Origin of the sequence: Cupriavidus cauae (assembly GCF_026210475.1) — a bacterium.
GTDB classification, from domain to species: domain Bacteria; phylum Pseudomonadota; class Gammaproteobacteria; order Burkholderiales; family Burkholderiaceae; genus Cupriavidus; species Cupriavidus cauae.
Genome location: NZ_CP080294.1, coordinates 1,450,012 through 1,466,356, shown reverse-complemented (window position 1 = coordinate 1,466,356; position 16,345 = coordinate 1,450,012). Strand labels below are relative to the sequence as shown.

The following is a 16,345-nucleotide window of genomic DNA, read 5'->3' as shown; positions in this document are numbered from 1 at the left end:
GAGGGTCCTGCTTGTCGCGTTCCCCGATCGCCAGCACGCTCCTTCCCGGCAAACCCTACCCGCTCGGCGCCCATTGGGACGGCCTCGGGATCAACTTCGCGGTGTTCTCGGCCAATGCCACCAGGGTCGAGCTGTGCCTGTTCTCGCGCAACGGCCGCAAGGAACTGGCGCGGCTGACGATGCCCGAGTGCACCGACGAGGTCTGGCACGGCTATCTGCCCCACGCCTCGCTCGGCACGGTGTACGGCTATCGCGTGCACGGCCCGTACGAGCCGCACCACGGCCATCGCTTCAATCCGGCCAAGCTGCTGCTGGACCCCTATGCGCGCAAGCTGACCGGCCCGCTGCGCTGGGCCGATGCGCTGTTCGGCTACCGGCTGCAGAGCCCGCGCGCCGACCTGACGCCGGACCGGCGCGACAGCGCGCCGATGATGCCCAAGGCCATCGTCGTCGACGAGAGCTTCCATTGGGGCGACGACCGCCCGCCGGCGGTGCCGTGGGAGCGCACCGTCATCTACGAGGCGCATCTGCGCGGGCTGTCGATGCGGCGCGACGACCTGCTGCCGCATCAGCGCGGCACCTTCGCCGCGCTGTCCGACCCGCGCTTTGTCGACCATCTGCATCACCTCGGCGTGACGACCATCGAGCTGCTGCCGATCCACGCCTTCCTGCAGGACCGTTTCCTGGTCCAGCGCGGACTGCGCAACTACTGGGGCTACAGCACGCTGAGCTACTACGCGCCCGAGCCGGCCTACCTCAGCGGCGGCGAGCTCAACGAGGTCAAGGTCGCGATCCGCCGGCTGCACGCGGCCGGCATCGAGGTGATTCTCGACGTGGTCTACAACCACACCTGCGAAGGCAACGAGCTGGGCCCGACGCTGTCGTGGCGCGGACTCGACAACGCCAGCTACTACCGGCTGGTGCCGGGCGACGAGCGCCACTACATCAACGACACCGGCTGCGGCAATACGCTGAACCTGTCGCATCCGCGCGTGCTGCAGATGGTGCTCGATTCGCTGCGCTACTGGGTCCAGTGCTACCACGTCGACGGCTTCCGCTTCGACCTGGGCAGCACGCTCGGGCGCGAGGGCAACGGCTTCGATCCGGGCGCGGGCTTCTTCGACGCGGTGCTGCAGGACCCGGTGCTGTCGCGCGTCAAGCTGATCTCGGAGCCATGGGACCTGGGCCCGGGCGGCTATCAGGTCGGCAACCATCCACCGGGCTTCGCAGAATGGAACGACAAGTTCCGCGACACGGTGCGGCGCTTCTGGCGCGGCGACCCCGGCCAGCGCGGCGAGCTGGCCGCGCGGCTGACCGGCTCGGCCGACCTGTTCGACCGGCGCCACCGCAAGCCCTGGGCCTCGATCAACTTCGTCACCGCGCATGACGGCTTCACGCTGGCCGACCTGGTCAGCTACGCCGCCAAGCACAACGAGGCCAACGGCGAGGACAACCGCGACGGCACCGACGACAACGCCAGCGCCAACTGGAGCCCCGACGGGTCGGTGGAAGGCCCGACCGACGATCCCGCGATCCTCGCCACCCGCGGCCAGGTCGCGCGCGCGATGATGGCCACGCTGCTGCTGTCGCAGGGCACGCCGATGCTGACCGCCGGCGACGAATGGCTGCGCTCGCAGCAGGGCAACAACAACGCCTACTGCCAGGACAACGAACTGTCGTGGCTGAACTGGGACGACGCGCAGACGCCCACCGGGCGCGGCATGGTCGAATGCGTGCGCCGGCTGCTGGGCCTGCGGGCGCGGCTGCCCGCCTATGCGGAGCGGCAGTTTCTCCACGGTCGTCAGGAATTCGCACCAGGTCTTCACGATATCGGCTGGTTCGGCGTCGATGGCGAACCGCTGACGCCCGAACAGTGGTCCAATCCCGAGGAACGGACGCTGGCGCTCAGGCGCGCCAGACGCGACGCCGATGGGCAGGTCCACGTGACGGTACTGCTGCTGAATGCCGGCACCGAGGCGGTCGAATACCGGCTGCCGCCGCCGGCGCTGATCTGGTCCCGCCTGTTCGACAGCGCCCGGCCGGAATTGCCGGAAGCGCCGCTCGATCATCCGGTCCAGCCGGTCGCGCCGCACGCCGCGGTGCTGCTGGCCGCCACGCTGGCGCCGTCGGGGCCGTCGTAACGGACGGCCTCGTTCGGCAACCCGATTCGGCGCCCGGTGCGGCTACCGATTCAGCGCCCCGATCACCGGCCACCGTCCGCCATCGTCCGCCAACGTCGCCATCCCGACCAGTCAGCCACAAAGGAGCCCCACCATGCCGCGCCAAGCCAATCCCGATGCCGCGCTAGCATCGCTGCACCTGCTCGCCGAGCGTGCCGGCCTGCTGGTGTATTGGCAGGATGCCCAGGGGCGCGATCGCGTGGTCCCGGAGGAATCGCTGCGCATCGTGCTCGAACGGCTGGGCCTGCCGTGCAAGACCATCGGCCAGTGCGAGGCCTCCCGCGCCCGGATGCTGGCCGACGACGCCGCCACGGCGTTGGCACCGCTGCTGACCGCCGACCAGGGCAAGCCGATCCGCGTGCCGCTGGCGCATACCCGGCAGGAGCAGCCGTTCCGGCTCGAACTGGAGGACGGCAGCGTGCAGACCGGCGTCGCCCGCCGCGATGCCCGCGGCGCGCTGATCGTGCCGGCGGTGCAGAGCGCCGGCTACCATCGCCTGCTGATGGGCGATGTCGAGGTGAAGGTCGCGGTCGCGCCGCCGCGCTGTTTCGGCGTGCAGGACGCGCTGCGCGGCATTGGCCTGTCCGAGCAGGAGCGGATGCGGCGCAAGCCCTGGGGCCCGTCGGTGCAGGTCTACGGCCTGCGCCGCGGCGCGCCGGCCGGCATGGGCGACCTGAGCGCGCTGGCGATGTTCGCCGAGGCGGCCGCACGCGAAGGCGCCGACGCGGTCGCCATCAGCCCGCTGCACGCCGGCTTCGCGGCCTTTCCCGAACGCTACAGCCCCTACTCGCCGTCCAGCCGGCTGTTCCTGAACGTGCTGTATGCCGACCCGGCGCCGGTATTCGGCCACGCCGCGGTGGCGCGCGCCATCTCGGCGCTGCAGCTGGGCGGGCTCATGCAGACGCTCGAAGCGAAGGCCGAGATCGACTGGCCGGCGGTGGCCCAGGCGCGGCTGAAGATCACGCGCTGGCTGTGGGACCACCGGGACCAGCTGCTGCCCGCCGACGCCGCCGACGATCTGGCGCTGTTCCGCAGCAAGGGCGGCACGCCGCTGCTGGCGCACGCCGCCTTCGAGGCCCTGCAGGCCCAGCACGTGGCCGAGGCGGGGACGCGCGCCGAGATGCAGGTGGCCGGGGACTGGCGCCGCTGGCCGGTCACGCACCGTTCGCCGCAGGACGCGGCGCTGACGGCCTTCGCCAGCGCCTTCCCCGACGAGATCGGCTATCACGTGTTCCTGCAATGGATGGCCGAGGACGGCCTGCGCGCGGCGCAGCGCAGCGCCCGCGATGCCGGCATGGCGATCGGACTGATCGGCGACCTGGCGGTCGGCACCGACCCCACCGGCAGCCATGCCTGGACCCGGCAGAACGAGATGCTGCAGGGCTTCTCCGCCGGCGCCCCGCCCGATGTGTACAACCCGCTGGGGCAGAGCTGGGGCATCACGGTGTTTTCGCCGCGCGGGCTGCGCCGGCACGGCTACACGGCCTTCATCGAGATGCTGCGCGCGAACCTTGCCCATGTCGGCGGGCTGCGCATCGACCATGCGCTCGGGCTGGCGCGCGTCTGGCTGGTGCCGGAAGGCGTGCCGCCGCAATCGGGCGCCTATCTGCGCTACCCGATGGACGACCTGCTGCGGCTGATCGCGCTCGAATCGTGGCGCCATCGCGCGATCATCATCGGGGAGAACCTGGGCACGGTGCCGGCCACCTTCAACACCACGCTGGCCGAGCGCGGCATGCTGGGCATCGATGTGCTGTGGTTCGAGCGGGCGCAGCCGGACAGCGAAGGCAAGGACGAGACGGCGGGTAGTTCCGGCCGCAAGTCCGCCGCACGCTCTACCAGCGAAGAGACCGGCGCGATGAACAGCAATGCGAGCGGCCGCGCGCCCGACGACACGGGCGGCAAACCCGTACCGCAACCGGCGGAACACACCGCGACGCCCGCGCCGGAGGCCCCGGCGCCCTTCGTGCCGCCCGAGCGCTGGCCGCCCAACGCGATCGCGACGTCGACCACGCACGATCTGCCGACCATCGCCGGCTGGTGGGCGGGGCAGGACATCACCTGGCGCGCCCGTCTGGACCAGCTCGGCCCCGACGTGACCGAGGCCGGCGCCCGCGCCGAGCGCGCCCGCGACCGGCAGGCGCTGTGGCAGGCGCTGTGCGAAGCGGGACTGGCCAGGGGCGAGGCGCCCGACCCCGACCGTGCGCCGGTGGCGACGATCCTGGCCTGGCTGTCGCGCGCGCGCACGCCGTTGCGGCTGGTGCCGGTCGAGGACCTGCTGGCCGATGTCGAGCAGCCCAACCTGCCGGGCACCACCAGCGGCCATCCGAACTGGCAGCGCCGGCTGCGCTTCGATGTGCAGGCGCTGTTCAGCCAGACCGGAGTCCAGCGGCGCATCGAGGCACTGCGCTCGGGCCGTGCGCCCAAGGGTTGAGCGGCCGAACGACACCGCACGTCCGCACGTCCGCACGCCTTCGCGCCCTCCCGCCCTCGCGCTCTCGCGCCCTCGCGACCTCACGCCCGGACGGCTGGGCGCCGGACGCCATACCGTCATAACGTCATACCGCCATACCGTCTTGGCGCGGGGCCACGCCGCCCGCCCCTGGCGCGCCGCTTGCATGGCAAGGTCGGAACGATCGCGATCTGCCAACACAAGGTATTACCGTGCGAACCGTACTTGTCGTCGACGACGATCCCGCCGTGGCCCATGCAGTGGCCAGCGCCCTGAGCCGCGCGGGATTTAGCGTCGAGTTGGCCGAAGATGGACTGGCCGGCTTCGATGCGGCCCAGCGGCTGCACCCCTCGGTGGTGGTCACCGACTGGGTGATGCCGCGCGGCGACGGCGCGCTGCTGTGCCATCTGCTGCTGGGCGATGCGTCGCTAAGTCGTACACCGATTGTCGTTTTCTCCAGCATCCAGACCATGCCCGAGGTGCCGAATCCGAACGTGCGCTACTGCCGCAAGCCGTGCGCGCCGGAAGCGCTGATCCGCACCATCGACGAGCTGCTCGAACACAGCTGAACCGCGGGACACCGCCCTCCCCGCGCTCGCCGCACCAGTTGCACAGGCTGCACCAGCCGGCCCCGCGGGCCAGCTGCCCCAGCAGCCCCAGCCGCCTCACCCATGCCAGCCGCACTGCCTCGCCAGCGGCACTAGCCGCGGCCAGCCGCCGCGCTCTGCCCTTCGAGCAACGCCAGCAGCCGGGTCTCGTCCATGCTCAGCGCCCTCACCGCGCGGCGGCACTGCCCGCAGGCCGCCATCTTGTCGTTCATATAGGCGTCGAGCACGGTCGGGTGGACATAGCACTGCCGGCATACCGCCACGGTATTGCGCAGGCGCCGGGCCACGACCTTGATGGTGGCCGCCACCGCGCGCTTGCGGGCGGCCTCGGTTTCCGCCGCCGGCGCCTTGCGCAGTTCGGCCAGCGCATGCACGCTGCCGGCCCAGGTGCGGAAGTCCTTGGCGGTGAAGTCCTCGCCGGCCATCTCCCGCAGGTACGCGTTGACATCGTCCGAGCCGACCTCGCGAAGCTCGCCGTCCTCGTCGCGGTACTTGAACAGATGCTGGCCCGGCAGGTCCGCGCAGGTGCGCACCAGCCGCGCAAGCTGGCGGTCCTGCAGCGTGACGTCATGCTCGACGCCGCTCTTGCCGGTGAACAGGAAGCGCAGCCGGCTGCCGCGCACCTGCACGTGGCGGCGGCGCAGCGTGGTCAGGCCATAGGTGCGGTTCTGGCGCGCGTAGCGGCGGCTGCCGACCCGCACCAGCGTGGCGTCGAGCAGCAGCAGCACGGCGGCCAGCACCTTCTCGCGCGGAATGCCATTGCGCTGCAGGTCGCGCCGGGCGCGCCGCCGCAGCCGGGGCAGCGCACGGCCGAACGCGAGCAGGCGGTCGTACTTGTTCTCGTCGCGCAGCGCGATCCAGGCGGGGTGGTAGCGGTACTGCTTACGGCCGCGGGCGTCGCGGCCGGTGGCCTGGATATGGCCGCGGGGGTCGGGGCAGATCCAGACGTCCTGGTAAGCGGGGGGAATCGCCAGCGCGTCGATGCGGGCGATGGTGTCGCGATCGCGGATGCGGGTGCCGTCCGGCGCGAAATAGGCGAAGCGGCCGCGCACCAGGCGCCGCGTGATGCCGGGCCCGGTGTCGTTGACATAGCGAACGCCGGGCGGCAATGTCTCGCGCGCCGCCGCTGCCGCGGTCGCTGCCGTGGTCGCTGCGGTGGTTCCTGCTGTCGTCCCTGCTGTCACGCTCTCAGCGGCCGGCGTCGAAGCGCGCATCGTGGCTCCCGTCTCCACCCTTCCCGTCCGGCGCCGTGGCCGCGCCGTTCTGGCGCCGTTGCAGCGCCGCTCTTTGCGCCGTGTCGCGCCGTTCCTCGGGATGGCATTCCGACATTAGTCCGGGGCGGCGCCCGATGCATCCCGCCGCGCACGCAATCGTTTGTAGGAATGGGACGACATGGGGCGCGAGCCCAGCCCCCGATCTTCCTAACCGTTTTCTACAAACTCACCAATAATTGGCAAGAACTGCCCGGCGCCCTACCCGTCCGGGCCAGCAAAACCCGCTTACCCGGGGCAAGGTACGTCTCTTGCAACTCCCTCCGGTTTTCCCAACCGGAGGACCGCCATGTCGCAAGCCGCCCGGGCCCAGCTCGCCGAAACCATGCCCGCCGACAGCCACGAGGACACCCGCACCGCGATGTCGGGCGCGACCATCCGCCGCGCCTTCCTCGACCATGTCTTCTACACGCAGGGCAAGCTGCCCGGCCTTGCCAGTCCCAACGATCTGTATCAGGCACTTGCCCATACGGTGCGCGACCGGCTGGTGCAGCGCTGGATCAGTACCGCGGAAACGTATCTGGGCCAGCCCTCGCGCACGGTCGCCTACCTGTCGGCCGAATTCCTGCTCGGTCCGCACCTGGGCAACAACCTGGTCAACCTGGGCATCTTCGACGAGGTCAAGGAGACCATGGCCGAGCTCGGCCTGGACCTCGACACGGTGCTGGCGCAGGAGCTGGAGCCCGGGCTGGGCAACGGGGGCCTGGGCCGGCTGGCCGCGTGCTTCCTCGATTCGCTGGCGACCATGCAGATCCCGGCGCTCGGCTACGGCATCCGCTACGAGTACGGCATCTTCCACCAGTCGATCATCGACGGCATGCAGGTCGAGAGCACCGATACCTGGCTGCGCCATGGCAATCCGTGGGAAATCCAGCGCTCCGAATGGGCGGTGCAGGTCAAGCTGGGCGGCCAGACCGAGCACTACACCGACGACCGCGGCCACTACCGGGTGCGCTGGGTGCCGGCCAAGACGGTGGTCGGGGTGCCGTTCGATTCGCCGATCCTCGGCTATCAGGTCAACACGGTCAACACATTGCGGCTATGGCGGGCGGAGGCGACCGAGGCCTTCGACTTCGGCGTGTTCAATCGCGGCGACTACCTGGGCGCGGTCAGCAAGAAGGTGACCTCCGAGAACCTGACCAAGGTGCTCTACCCGAATGACGAAACCGAGCAAGGCAAGGAGCTGCGGCTCGAGCAGCAGTATTTCTTCGTGTCGTGTTCGCTGCAGGACATGCTGCGGCTGCTGGACGCGCACGGCATTCCTGTCACGCGCTTCCACGAGAAGTTCGCCGTCCAGCTCAACGACACCCATCCGGCCATCGGCATCGCCGAACTGATGCGGCTGCTGGTCGACGAGCATGGCGTGGCATGGGACGAGGCCTGGCAGATCACCCGGCAGGCCTTCGCCTACACCAACCACACGCTGCTGCCGGAAGCGCTCGAGATGTGGCCGCTGCCGCTCTTCCAGCGCACGCTGCCGCGCCATCTGGAAATCATCTACGAGATCAACGCGCGCTTCCTGCATGAGGTGCGCATCCGCTTCTTCGGCGACGAGTCGCAGCTGTCGCGCCTGTCGCTGATCGACGAGCGCGGCCAGCGCCATGTCCGGATGGCGCATCTTGCCTGCGTCGGCAGCCATACCATCAATGGTGTGGCCGAGCTGCATTCGCGGCTGATGCGCGAGGACGTGCTGAAGGACTTCTACGCCATGTGGCCGGAGAAGTTCACCAGCATCACCAACGGCGTCACGCCGCGGCGCTGGCTGGCGCTGTCCAATCCGCGGCTGTCGCGGCTGGTGTGCGAGTCGATCGGCGACGGCTGGATCGGCGACCTCGACAGGCTGCGCGAACTGGAGCCCTACGCCGAAGACACGGGCTTTCGCGACCGGTGGCAGGCGGCGCGGCGCGAGAACAAGGAAGACCTCGCGCGGCTGGTGCGCGAGACCACCGGCGTGGTGATCGACCCGTCGTCGATGTTCGACGTGATGGTCAAGCGCATCCACGAATACAAGCGCCAGCATCTGGCGGTGCTGCACATCGTGGCGCTGTACCACCGGATCAAGTCCGACCCGAACGCCGACATCGTGCCGCGCACCTTCTTGTTCGCCGGCAAGGCCGCCCCGGGCTACCACTACGCCAAGCTGATGATCCGGCTGATCACGTCGGTGGGCGACGTCATCAATCGCGATCCGCAGGTACGCGACCGGCTCAAGGTGGTGTTCCTGCCCAACTTCAATGTGACCTATGGGCAGAAGATCTATCCGGCCGCCGACCTGTCCGAGCAGATCTCGCTGGCCGGCAAGGAGGCCTCGGGCACCGGCAACATGAAGTTCGCGATGAACGGCGCGATCACCATCGGCACGATGGACGGCGCCAATATCGAGCTGCGCGAAGCGATCGGCCCCGACCACTTCTTCCCGTTCGGCCTGTCGGCCGCCGAGGTCTACGCGCTGAAGGCCGCCGGCTACCGGCCCGCCGCATGCTACGAGAGCCATGCCGAGCTGCGCGCCGTGATCGACCTGATCGGCCAGGGCTTCTTCTCGCGCGGCGATCCGTCGGTGTTCCAGCCGATCTTCGGCGGGCTGCTGCAACACGATCCCTATATGTTGCTGGCCGACTTCGCCTCCTACCTGCATTGCCAGCAGGATGTGTCGGTGGCGTTCACCGACCAGGCGCGCTGGCAGCGGATGTCGGTGCTGTCGTGCGCGCGCTCGGGCCGTTTTTCGTCCGATCGTGCGATTCGCGAGTACTGCGAGCGGATCTGGCGGGTGAAACCGGTGCCGGTGCCGCTGCTGCATCGCGCCGCGATGAGCACGGCGGGTACCCGCCACAAGGGCGGCCCCGGCATGTAGTTCTTACACCGGCCGGCGGAGGCTTTGCGCAGTGCTTGTTTCAACAGTTACGAACCGGTTACGCAAACCGTTGAACGCAAAGCCTTTGCGAAACATCCGCCACGCTGGCATGCCATTCGCATGGCATCAACGCTTCACGCGCCGACGCCATGCAACGACGCTCCGCGAGTGAAGCGCAACAGCGGCGGTGCAGCCCGACCGCCGCCCCACCACCAGCGCATTCAGAATGGCGGAGATCAACTTGAACACGAACGTGCTATTCGTGGCGGCCGAGGCCATGCCCTTGGCCAAGACAGGCGGCTTGGGAGATGTCGTCAGCGGGCTGGCCCGCGCCCTGCAGCAGCGGGGCCTCGATGTCACGATCCTGATGCCGGGCTATCCGCAGGCCCTGGCCGGCGCCGTGGGGCTGCGCAGCCTCGGCGCGCTGAAACTTGCCGAGAGCGCGCCCGGGCTGGCGCTGGCACCCGGGCATAGTGCGATGCGGCTGATGGCCGGTCGGATGCCGGGCAGCAACGTGCAGGTCGCCCTGCTCGATTGCCCCTCGTTCTACGACCGCGCCGGCACGCCGTACACCGACCCGACCGGCCGCGACTTTGCCGACAACCCGCAGCGCTTCGCGGCGCTGGCGCATGCGGCGACCGCCATCGCCGCAGGCCGCACGCCGCTGCCGGTGCCCGCCGCCGTGCACGCGCACGACTGGCATGCCGGGTTGACGCCGCTCCTGATGCGCGCCGCCGGTCTCGACACGCCGAGCATCATCACGATCCACAACCTCGCCTTCCAGGGCATCTTCCCGCTGTGCCTGGCGGGGCAGCTTGGCCTGCCGGAAGACTGCCTGACGTCCGACGGCGTCGAGTTCTGGGGCAAGCTCAATTTCCTCAAGGCGGGCATCCGCTACGCCGACCGCGTCACCACGGTCAGCCACAACTATGCGCAGGAGATGCTGACGCCGCAGTTCGGCCACGGGCTGGAAGGACTGCTGCAGGCGCGGCGCGATGTGCTGGGCGCAATCCCGAACGGCATCGACACCGAGGACTGGGACCCCGCCAGCGACGATCTGCTGCCGCACTGCTATACGCCGAATGCGATGGCCGGCAAGCGGGCCTGCAAGGCGGCGCTGCAGAACCGCTTCGGGCTGCCGGCCGATCCGGCCGCGCCGCTGGTCGCGATGGGCAGCCGCCTGACGCACCAGAAGATGGCCGACGTGGCGCTGGGCGCCATCGAGCGCGCGCTGCAGGCCGACGACAGCGTGCAGTTCGCCGTGCTGGGCTGCGGCGAGGCCGCCATCGAGCGCGGCTTCGAGGCGCTGGCCGCGCGTTATCCGGACCGCGTCGGCGTGTCGATCGGCTACCGCGAGGAAACCGCGCACCTGCTGCACGCGGGCGCCGACGTGCTGCTGCACGGCAGCCGCTTCGAGCCCTTCGGCCTGACCCCGGTCTATGCGATGCGCTACGGCACGGTGCCGGTCGCCTCGCGCGTCGGCGGCCTGGTCGACACGGTGCGTGACGCCGGCCATGGGTCGACACCGCGGCCCGGCGCGACCGGCTTCCTGTTCGACGGCGAGACCGCCGAGGCGATGAGCGCGGCGATCGAGCGGGCGCTGCAATGGCTGCGGCGGCCGCGCGCGTGGAAGGTGCTGCAGCGCGCCGGCATGCAGGCGCTGTTCTGCTGGACGCAACCGGCCGAGCAATACCTGTCGCTGTACAGCGCGCTGTCGCCGGCCCTGGCCTCGGCGCTGGCGATGCAGCGCGCCGCGCAACGGGCAGCCGAGGCCGCACAGGTCGCGCAGGTCGAATCCGCGCCGCAGCTGCAACGCTCGCCGCAGCGCGTGCCGCGCTCGACGCCGGCCAGCGCCCCCGTCATGGCTTCCGAGCCCACGCCCGAACTCGCGATCCAGGCCTCGCCGTCGCGGCGACGCGGCCGTGGCGCGCGGGTCGACCGCGGCGCAGTGCCCGCGCAGGCCAGTGCGGCCGGCAACGGCGGCGGGTTCGGCGATGCACTGCCGACGGCGGCCGCCTGATGCCGCAAGCCGGCGGGACCGCAAGGTGCGCGGGCCGCGCGCCGCTGCGGATCCTGCCGCCTGCCTGGAATCGCTGCGGCCTGGAATCGCTACGGCTTTGAATCGACACGGCTTTGAATCGACACGGAAATCATCATGAGCGTAGAGCCGAACCCCGCCGCCGCGGCCGCGGCCCAGCCGCGCGGCGGCTGGGAAACGCTGGGCACCGCGCCGGCGCCCGCGCCGCTGGGCGGCGCGTCTGAAGCCGCACCGGCGCGCCAGCCCCGCTTCGGCCCCTTGCGGCTGGCCGACGGCCGCACCTGCTTCCGGCTGTGGGCGCCCGATATGGCGGCACAGGGCGAAATCCCCCGGCTCGAGATCCACGACGCCGGCCCGGTGCTGATGACGCCGGCCGGCGACGGCTGGTTCGAGGCCATCGTGGCCTGCTGCGAAGGCGCGCGCTACTGGTTCCGCCTCGGCGACGGCACCATCGTGCCGGACCCGGCCTCGCGCGCGCAGGCCGGCGATGTGCACGGCGCCAGCGTGGTCGTCAATCCGACCACCTACCAGTGGTGCCATCCCTACTGGCAGGGGCGGCCCTGGCACGAAGCCATCATTTACGAGATGCACGTCGGCCTGTGCGGCGGCTACGCGGGCGCGGCGCGCGAACTGCCGCGGCTGGCGGCGCTCGGCTTCACCGCGGTCGAACTGATGCCGCTGGCCGAGTTTCCCGGCAGCCGCAACTGGGGGTATGACGGCGTGCTGCCGTTCGCGCCGGAGTCGAGCTACGGCACGCCCGACCAGCTGCGGGCGCTGGTCGACGCGGCGCACGGCCTGGGCATGATGGTCCTGCTCGACGTGGTCTACAACCATTTCGGCCCCGAGGGCAACTACCTGCCGCGCTACGCCAGCACCTTCTTCCGCGAGGATGTGCGCACGCCATGGGGCCCGGCGATCGACTTCCGCCGGCAGGAAGTCCGCGACTTCTTCACCGAGAACGCCTGCTACTGGCTCGAGGACTTCCGCTTCGACGGACTGCGGCTCGACGCGGTGCACGCCATCGCCGACGAGGGCTGGCTGGCCGAACTGGCGCCGACGCTGCGGCAGCGCTGCGCCGGGCGGCAGATCCATCTGGTGCTGGAGAACGACCACAACGACGCCGAGCTGCTCGCCGGCGGCTACGACGCGCAGTGGAACGACGATGCGCACCACGTGCTGCACGTGCTGCTGACCGGCGAGCACGACGGCTATTACGCCGACTATGGCGCGGTGGTCGCGCCCGAGTTCGGCGCCGGTGCCGACGCCGCGCACCGGGCCGACTCCGGCAGCCATCCCGGCCCCGACTACGGCCGCGCCTACGACCAGGACGCGGCGCCGCGCGGCGATCATCAGCCGCTTGGCCCCACCACCCGGCATCTGGCGCGCGTGCTGGCCGAAGGTTTCGCCTATCAGGGCGAGGCGTCGCCGCATCGCACGCGTGAAGCGGGCGGCGACAAGCCCGTCCATCGCGGGCAGCGCAGCGCGCATCTGCCGCCGACCGCGTTCATCAGCTTCCTGCAGAACCACGACCAGATCGGCAACCGCGCGTTCGGCGAGCGCATCACGGCGCTGGCCCAGCCGCGCCCGCTGCGCGCCGCGATCGCGCTGCAGATGCTGTGTCCGCAGATCCCGATGGTATTCATGGGCGAGGAAGGCGGCACGCGCACGCCCTTTCTCTATTTCACCAGCCATCCGCCCGAACTGGCCGAGGCCGTGCGCGAGGGCCGCCGCCGCGAGTTCGGCTCGATGGCCGGTTTTGCCGACGGCGCGCGCGCCCACAGCATTCCAGACCCCAACGCACCGACCACCTTCGAGGCCTCGCGTCCGGAGTTCGATCCGGACGGCGAGAATGCGCAGTACTACAGGTCGCTCATCACGCTGCGCCGGCGCGAACTGCTGCCCCGGCTGCCCGGCACGCGCTGCGAAGGCGTCGACGTGCTCGGCGACGCGGCGGTGCGCGCGAGCTGGCGCATGGGCGACGGCGCGCTGCTGACGCTGTGGGCCAATCTCGGCGACGCGGTCGTTTCCTGCGGCGATGGACCGCAAGGCGAGCTGCTGGCCGAGAGCGAGCCCGGCGCCGCGCGCCAGCTGGAGGACGGCACGCTGTCCGCCGGCGTCACGGTCGCCTATCTGCAATCCGGGCAGCAGACGCCGTCCGAAGACACCACCGGCTGAACGCCGGGCGCTTGCCACCATGTCGTCAGCCTCCAGCAACGCATCGCATTCCGCCACCGCGCACCCGGCCGCGCATTCAGCCGCGCATTCAGCCACGCATTCGGCCGATCCCGCTGTCGATCGCGCCGCCGAGCACGCGGACGACCGGGGCAACACCATCGTGCCGCGCGCCACGGCAAGGCTCCAGCTGCATGCCGGCTTCACCTTCGCGGACGCCGAACGCCAGGTCGACTATCTCGCCTCGCTCGGCGTCAGCCATCTGTACCTGTCGCCGATCTTCACCGCCAAGCCGGGCTCGACGCACGGCTACGACGTCACCGACTTCCAGCAGATCAATCCCGAGCTGGGCGGCGAGGCCGGCTTCCAAGCGCTGGCCGGCCGCGCGCGCGCCGCGGGGCTCGGCGTGATCATCGACATCGTGCCCAACCATATGGCGGCCAGCTCCACGCACAACCGCTGGTGGGCCGACGTGCTGGCGCGCGGCGCGGAGAGCCCCTACGCCGGGCACTTCGATATCGACTGGCATTCGCCCGATCCCGAACTGCATGGCAAGGTGCTGCTGCCGATCCTGGGCCGCCCGTACTGGGAAACGCTGCAGGCCGGCGAGATCGCGGTGCGCAGCGACGGCCAGCGCCATTGGCTGCAATACGGCGAACACGAGGTGCCGTTGTCCGAGGAATCGATGGCGTCCTTCGATGCCGGCCGCGACGGCGCGCGCTTCGATACGGCGACGCCGGAAGGCCTCGAACGCCTGCACGCCCTGCTGGAGCAGCAGAACTATCGGCTCGCCTGGTGGCGCACCGCGGCGGACGAACTGAACTGGCGGCGCTTCTTCGAGGTCAGCGAGCTGGTCGCGGTGCGCGTCGAGCAGCCGCCGGTGTTCGACGACGTGCATGCGCTGGTGCTGCGGCTGGCGAGGGACGGCCTGATCGACGGCGTGCGCGTCGATCATGTCGATGGCCTGGCCGACCCCGGCGGCTATTGCCAGCAGCTGCGCGCGCAACTGAACGCCGCGATGGCGGCGCGCAACGCGCGCCCGTGGATCGTGATCGAGAAGATCCTGGCCGAGAGCGAAACGCTGCGCACCGAATGGCAGATCGACGGCACCACTGGCTACGACTTCATGGACGAGGTCGGCGCGGTGCTGCACGACGGCGCCGGCGAAACGGCGCTGACGACGCTGTGGCAGCAGGTCAGCGGCGACAGCCAGGCGTATGGCGAACAGGTGCGGCAGGCGCGCCGCCATCTGCTGTCGCGCTTTCTCGTCACCGAATTCGAAGGCGCCTGCCGCCGCCTGCATGCCTGCGCGCGCGCCGAGCCGGCCACGCGCGACCTGACGCTGGCGAGCTGGCGCCGCGCGCTGGCCGCGCTGCTGGAACCGCTCGAGGTCTATCGCACCTACCTGGGCGAACACGCGTGGTCGCGCGAGGACCGCCTGCGGCTGGAAACCGCCGCCGAGCTGGCGCGCCGCGCGGTCCGGCCCGACGACACCGCCACCGTCGATCGGCTGCTGGCCTGGCTCTGCGCGGGTCCGCACGCGAGCGGCGCGCTGCGCGAGGCGCGCGCCCGCGTGCAGCAGCTGATGCCGCCGCTGGCGGCCAAGGCCGCCGAGGACACGATGTTCTACCGCTACGGGCGGCTGCTGTCGCGCAACGAAGTCGGCAGCCACCCCGCGACGCTGGCGATGCCGCCGGATCGCTTCCACGCCCGCATGGCGGTTCGCGCGCAGGTGTGGCCGCACGCGATGCTGGCGACCGCCACGCACGACCACAAGCGCGGCGAGGACATGCGGATGCGGCTCGCGGTGCTGAGCGAACTGGCGCCGGAATGGCAGGCCGCGGTCGGCGAGTGGGAAGGCCGCGCCCTGCGGCTGGCGGGCTCGGGCGAGCGCGCCGTTCCCGATGGCGCCGACCGGCTGATGCTGTATCAAACGCTGGTCGGTGTCTGGCCGCCCGAGCTGCCGGCCGACCGCGATGCCGGCGACCCGGCCGTGCACGCCCTGCTCGAACGCGTGGGTGCCTGGCAGACCAAGGCGGTGCGCGAGGCCAAGCGGCACGGCCACTGGACCCGGCCGGACGAGGCCTACGAACAGGCCTACGCGGGGCTGCTGCAGGCGATGGCGCAGAGCGATCTGCTCGGCAGCGTGGCGCGCTTCGCGCAGCGCATCGCACCGGCCGGCGCGCTCAACAGCCTGGCGCAGACGCTGCTGCAACTGACCGCGCCAGGCGTGCCGGACCGCTATCAGGGCACGGAGGGCTGGGACTTCAGCCTGGTCGATCCCGACAATCGCCGCCCGGTCGATTACGACGCGCTGCGCGCGGCGCTGGCCTGCACGGCGGGCTGGCAGAGCTGGCTCGAGCAATGGCGCGACGGCCGCATCAAGGTGCAACTGGTGCGCGCGCTGCTGGCCGCGCGCCAGGAGCAGCCGGCGCTGTTCCGCGATGGCGGTTACCGGCACTTGCATGGCGAAGGCCCGGCGGCCTCGCATCTGCTGGCGTTCGAGCGCCGCCGCGGCGACGAGCGCGTCATCGCCATCACCACGCGGCTGGCCGCAAGGCTGGTGCAGGATCGGCCCGCCGTCGCGCCCGCGGCATGGGGCGACACGCTGCTGTGCGTCGGCGAGCCGGGCGCCAGCCGCTGGACCGACGCACTGACCGGCCGCACGCTGTCGGCGCCGAACGGCCGCCTGCGCGTGGCCGACGTGCTGGACCCGCTGCCGGTCGCGCTGCTGCGCCGTACCGGCTGAGGGGTCTGCGCCGATGCCACCGTG

The 16,345-nt window shown here is 70.8% G+C and carries 8 protein-coding genes; 7 read left to right on the top strand and 1 reads right to left on the bottom strand.

The features are described 5' to 3' along the window. Nucleotides 1-11: 11 nt before the first annotated feature. The 3 genes from glgX to KZ686_RS21830 all read left to right on the top strand — a co-directional run bounded on the left by glgX (nucleotide 12) and on the right by KZ686_RS21830 (nucleotide 5,201). Complete coding sequence (gene glgX, locus KZ686_RS21840; protein WP_149316297.1) at nucleotides 12-2,141, top strand: glycogen debranching protein GlgX; 2,130 nt, start codon at nucleotides 12-14, stop codon at nucleotides 2,139-2,141. A 133-nt stretch (nucleotides 2,142-2,274) separates the two neighbouring features. Further along, nucleotides 2,275-4,614: a 4-alpha-glucanotransferase gene (gene malQ / locus KZ686_RS21835; protein WP_226106179.1), complete on the top strand. Its 2,340-nt coding sequence runs from the start codon at nucleotides 2,275-2,277 to the stop codon at nucleotides 4,612-4,614. A gap of 230 nt (nucleotides 4,615-4,844) precedes the next feature. Then, the gene (locus tag KZ686_RS21830; RefSeq protein ID WP_187829073.1) at nucleotides 4,845-5,201 is read left to right on the top strand and encodes a response regulator; all 357 of its coding nucleotides are present in this window, start codon (nucleotides 4,845-4,847) and stop codon (nucleotides 5,199-5,201) included. 131 nt (nucleotides 5,202-5,332) lie between these two features. Here the strand turns inward: KZ686_RS21830 and KZ686_RS21825 are convergent, their stop codons facing one another. Beyond that, nucleotides 5,333-6,454, bottom strand: coding sequence for a DNA topoisomerase IB (locus KZ686_RS21825; protein WP_407648567.1), 1,122 nt, complete (start codon nucleotides 6,452-6,454; stop codon nucleotides 5,333-5,335). 382 nt (nucleotides 6,455-6,836) lie between these two features. Here KZ686_RS21825 and KZ686_RS21820 point away from each other — a divergent pair, with 382 nt between their 5' ends. The 4 genes from KZ686_RS21820 (at nucleotide 6,837) to treY (ending at nucleotide 16,321) form a co-directional block, all read left to right on the top strand. After that, nucleotides 6,837-9,362, top strand: coding sequence for a glycogen/starch/alpha-glucan phosphorylase (locus KZ686_RS21820; protein WP_407648622.1), 2,526 nt, complete (start codon nucleotides 6,837-6,839; stop codon nucleotides 9,360-9,362). A 241-nt stretch (nucleotides 9,363-9,603) separates the two neighbouring features. Beyond that, the gene (gene glgA, locus KZ686_RS21815; RefSeq protein WP_226106180.1) at nucleotides 9,604-11,382 is read left to right on the top strand and encodes a glycogen synthase GlgA; all 1,779 of its coding nucleotides are present in this window, start codon (nucleotides 9,604-9,606) and stop codon (nucleotides 11,380-11,382) included. Between the two features lie 135 nt (nucleotides 11,383-11,517). Further along, the gene (locus KZ686_RS21810) at nucleotides 11,518-13,575 is read left to right on the top strand and encodes a DUF3459 domain-containing protein (RefSeq protein ID WP_226106181.1); all 2,058 of its coding nucleotides are present in this window, start codon (nucleotides 11,518-11,520) and stop codon (nucleotides 13,573-13,575) included. A gap of 157 nt (nucleotides 13,576-13,732) precedes the next feature. Further along, nucleotides 13,733-16,321: a malto-oligosyltrehalose synthase gene (gene treY, locus KZ686_RS21805; protein ID WP_226106348.1), complete on the top strand. Its 2,589-nt coding sequence runs from the start codon at nucleotides 13,733-13,735 to the stop codon at nucleotides 16,319-16,321. The last annotated feature ends 24 nt before the right edge of the window (nucleotides 16,322-16,345 follow it).

Excerpts from the sequence above, each read along its gene's own strand:
- KZ686_RS21820 (WP_407648622.1), top strand. The coding sequence starts at position 6,837 with ATGCCCGCCGACAGCCACGAGGACACCCGCACCGCGATGTCGGGCGCG.
- malQ (WP_226106179.1), top strand. The coding sequence starts at position 2,275 with ATGCCGCGCCAAGCCAATCCCGATGCCGCGCTAGCATCGCTGCACCTG.
- KZ686_RS21825 (WP_407648567.1), bottom strand. The coding sequence starts at position 6,454 with ATGCGCGCTTCGACGCCGGCCGCTGAGAGCGTGACAGCAGGGACGACA.
- KZ686_RS21810 (WP_226106181.1), top strand. The coding sequence starts at position 11,518 with ATGAGCGTAGAGCCGAACCCCGCCGCCGCGGCCGCGGCCCAGCCGCGC.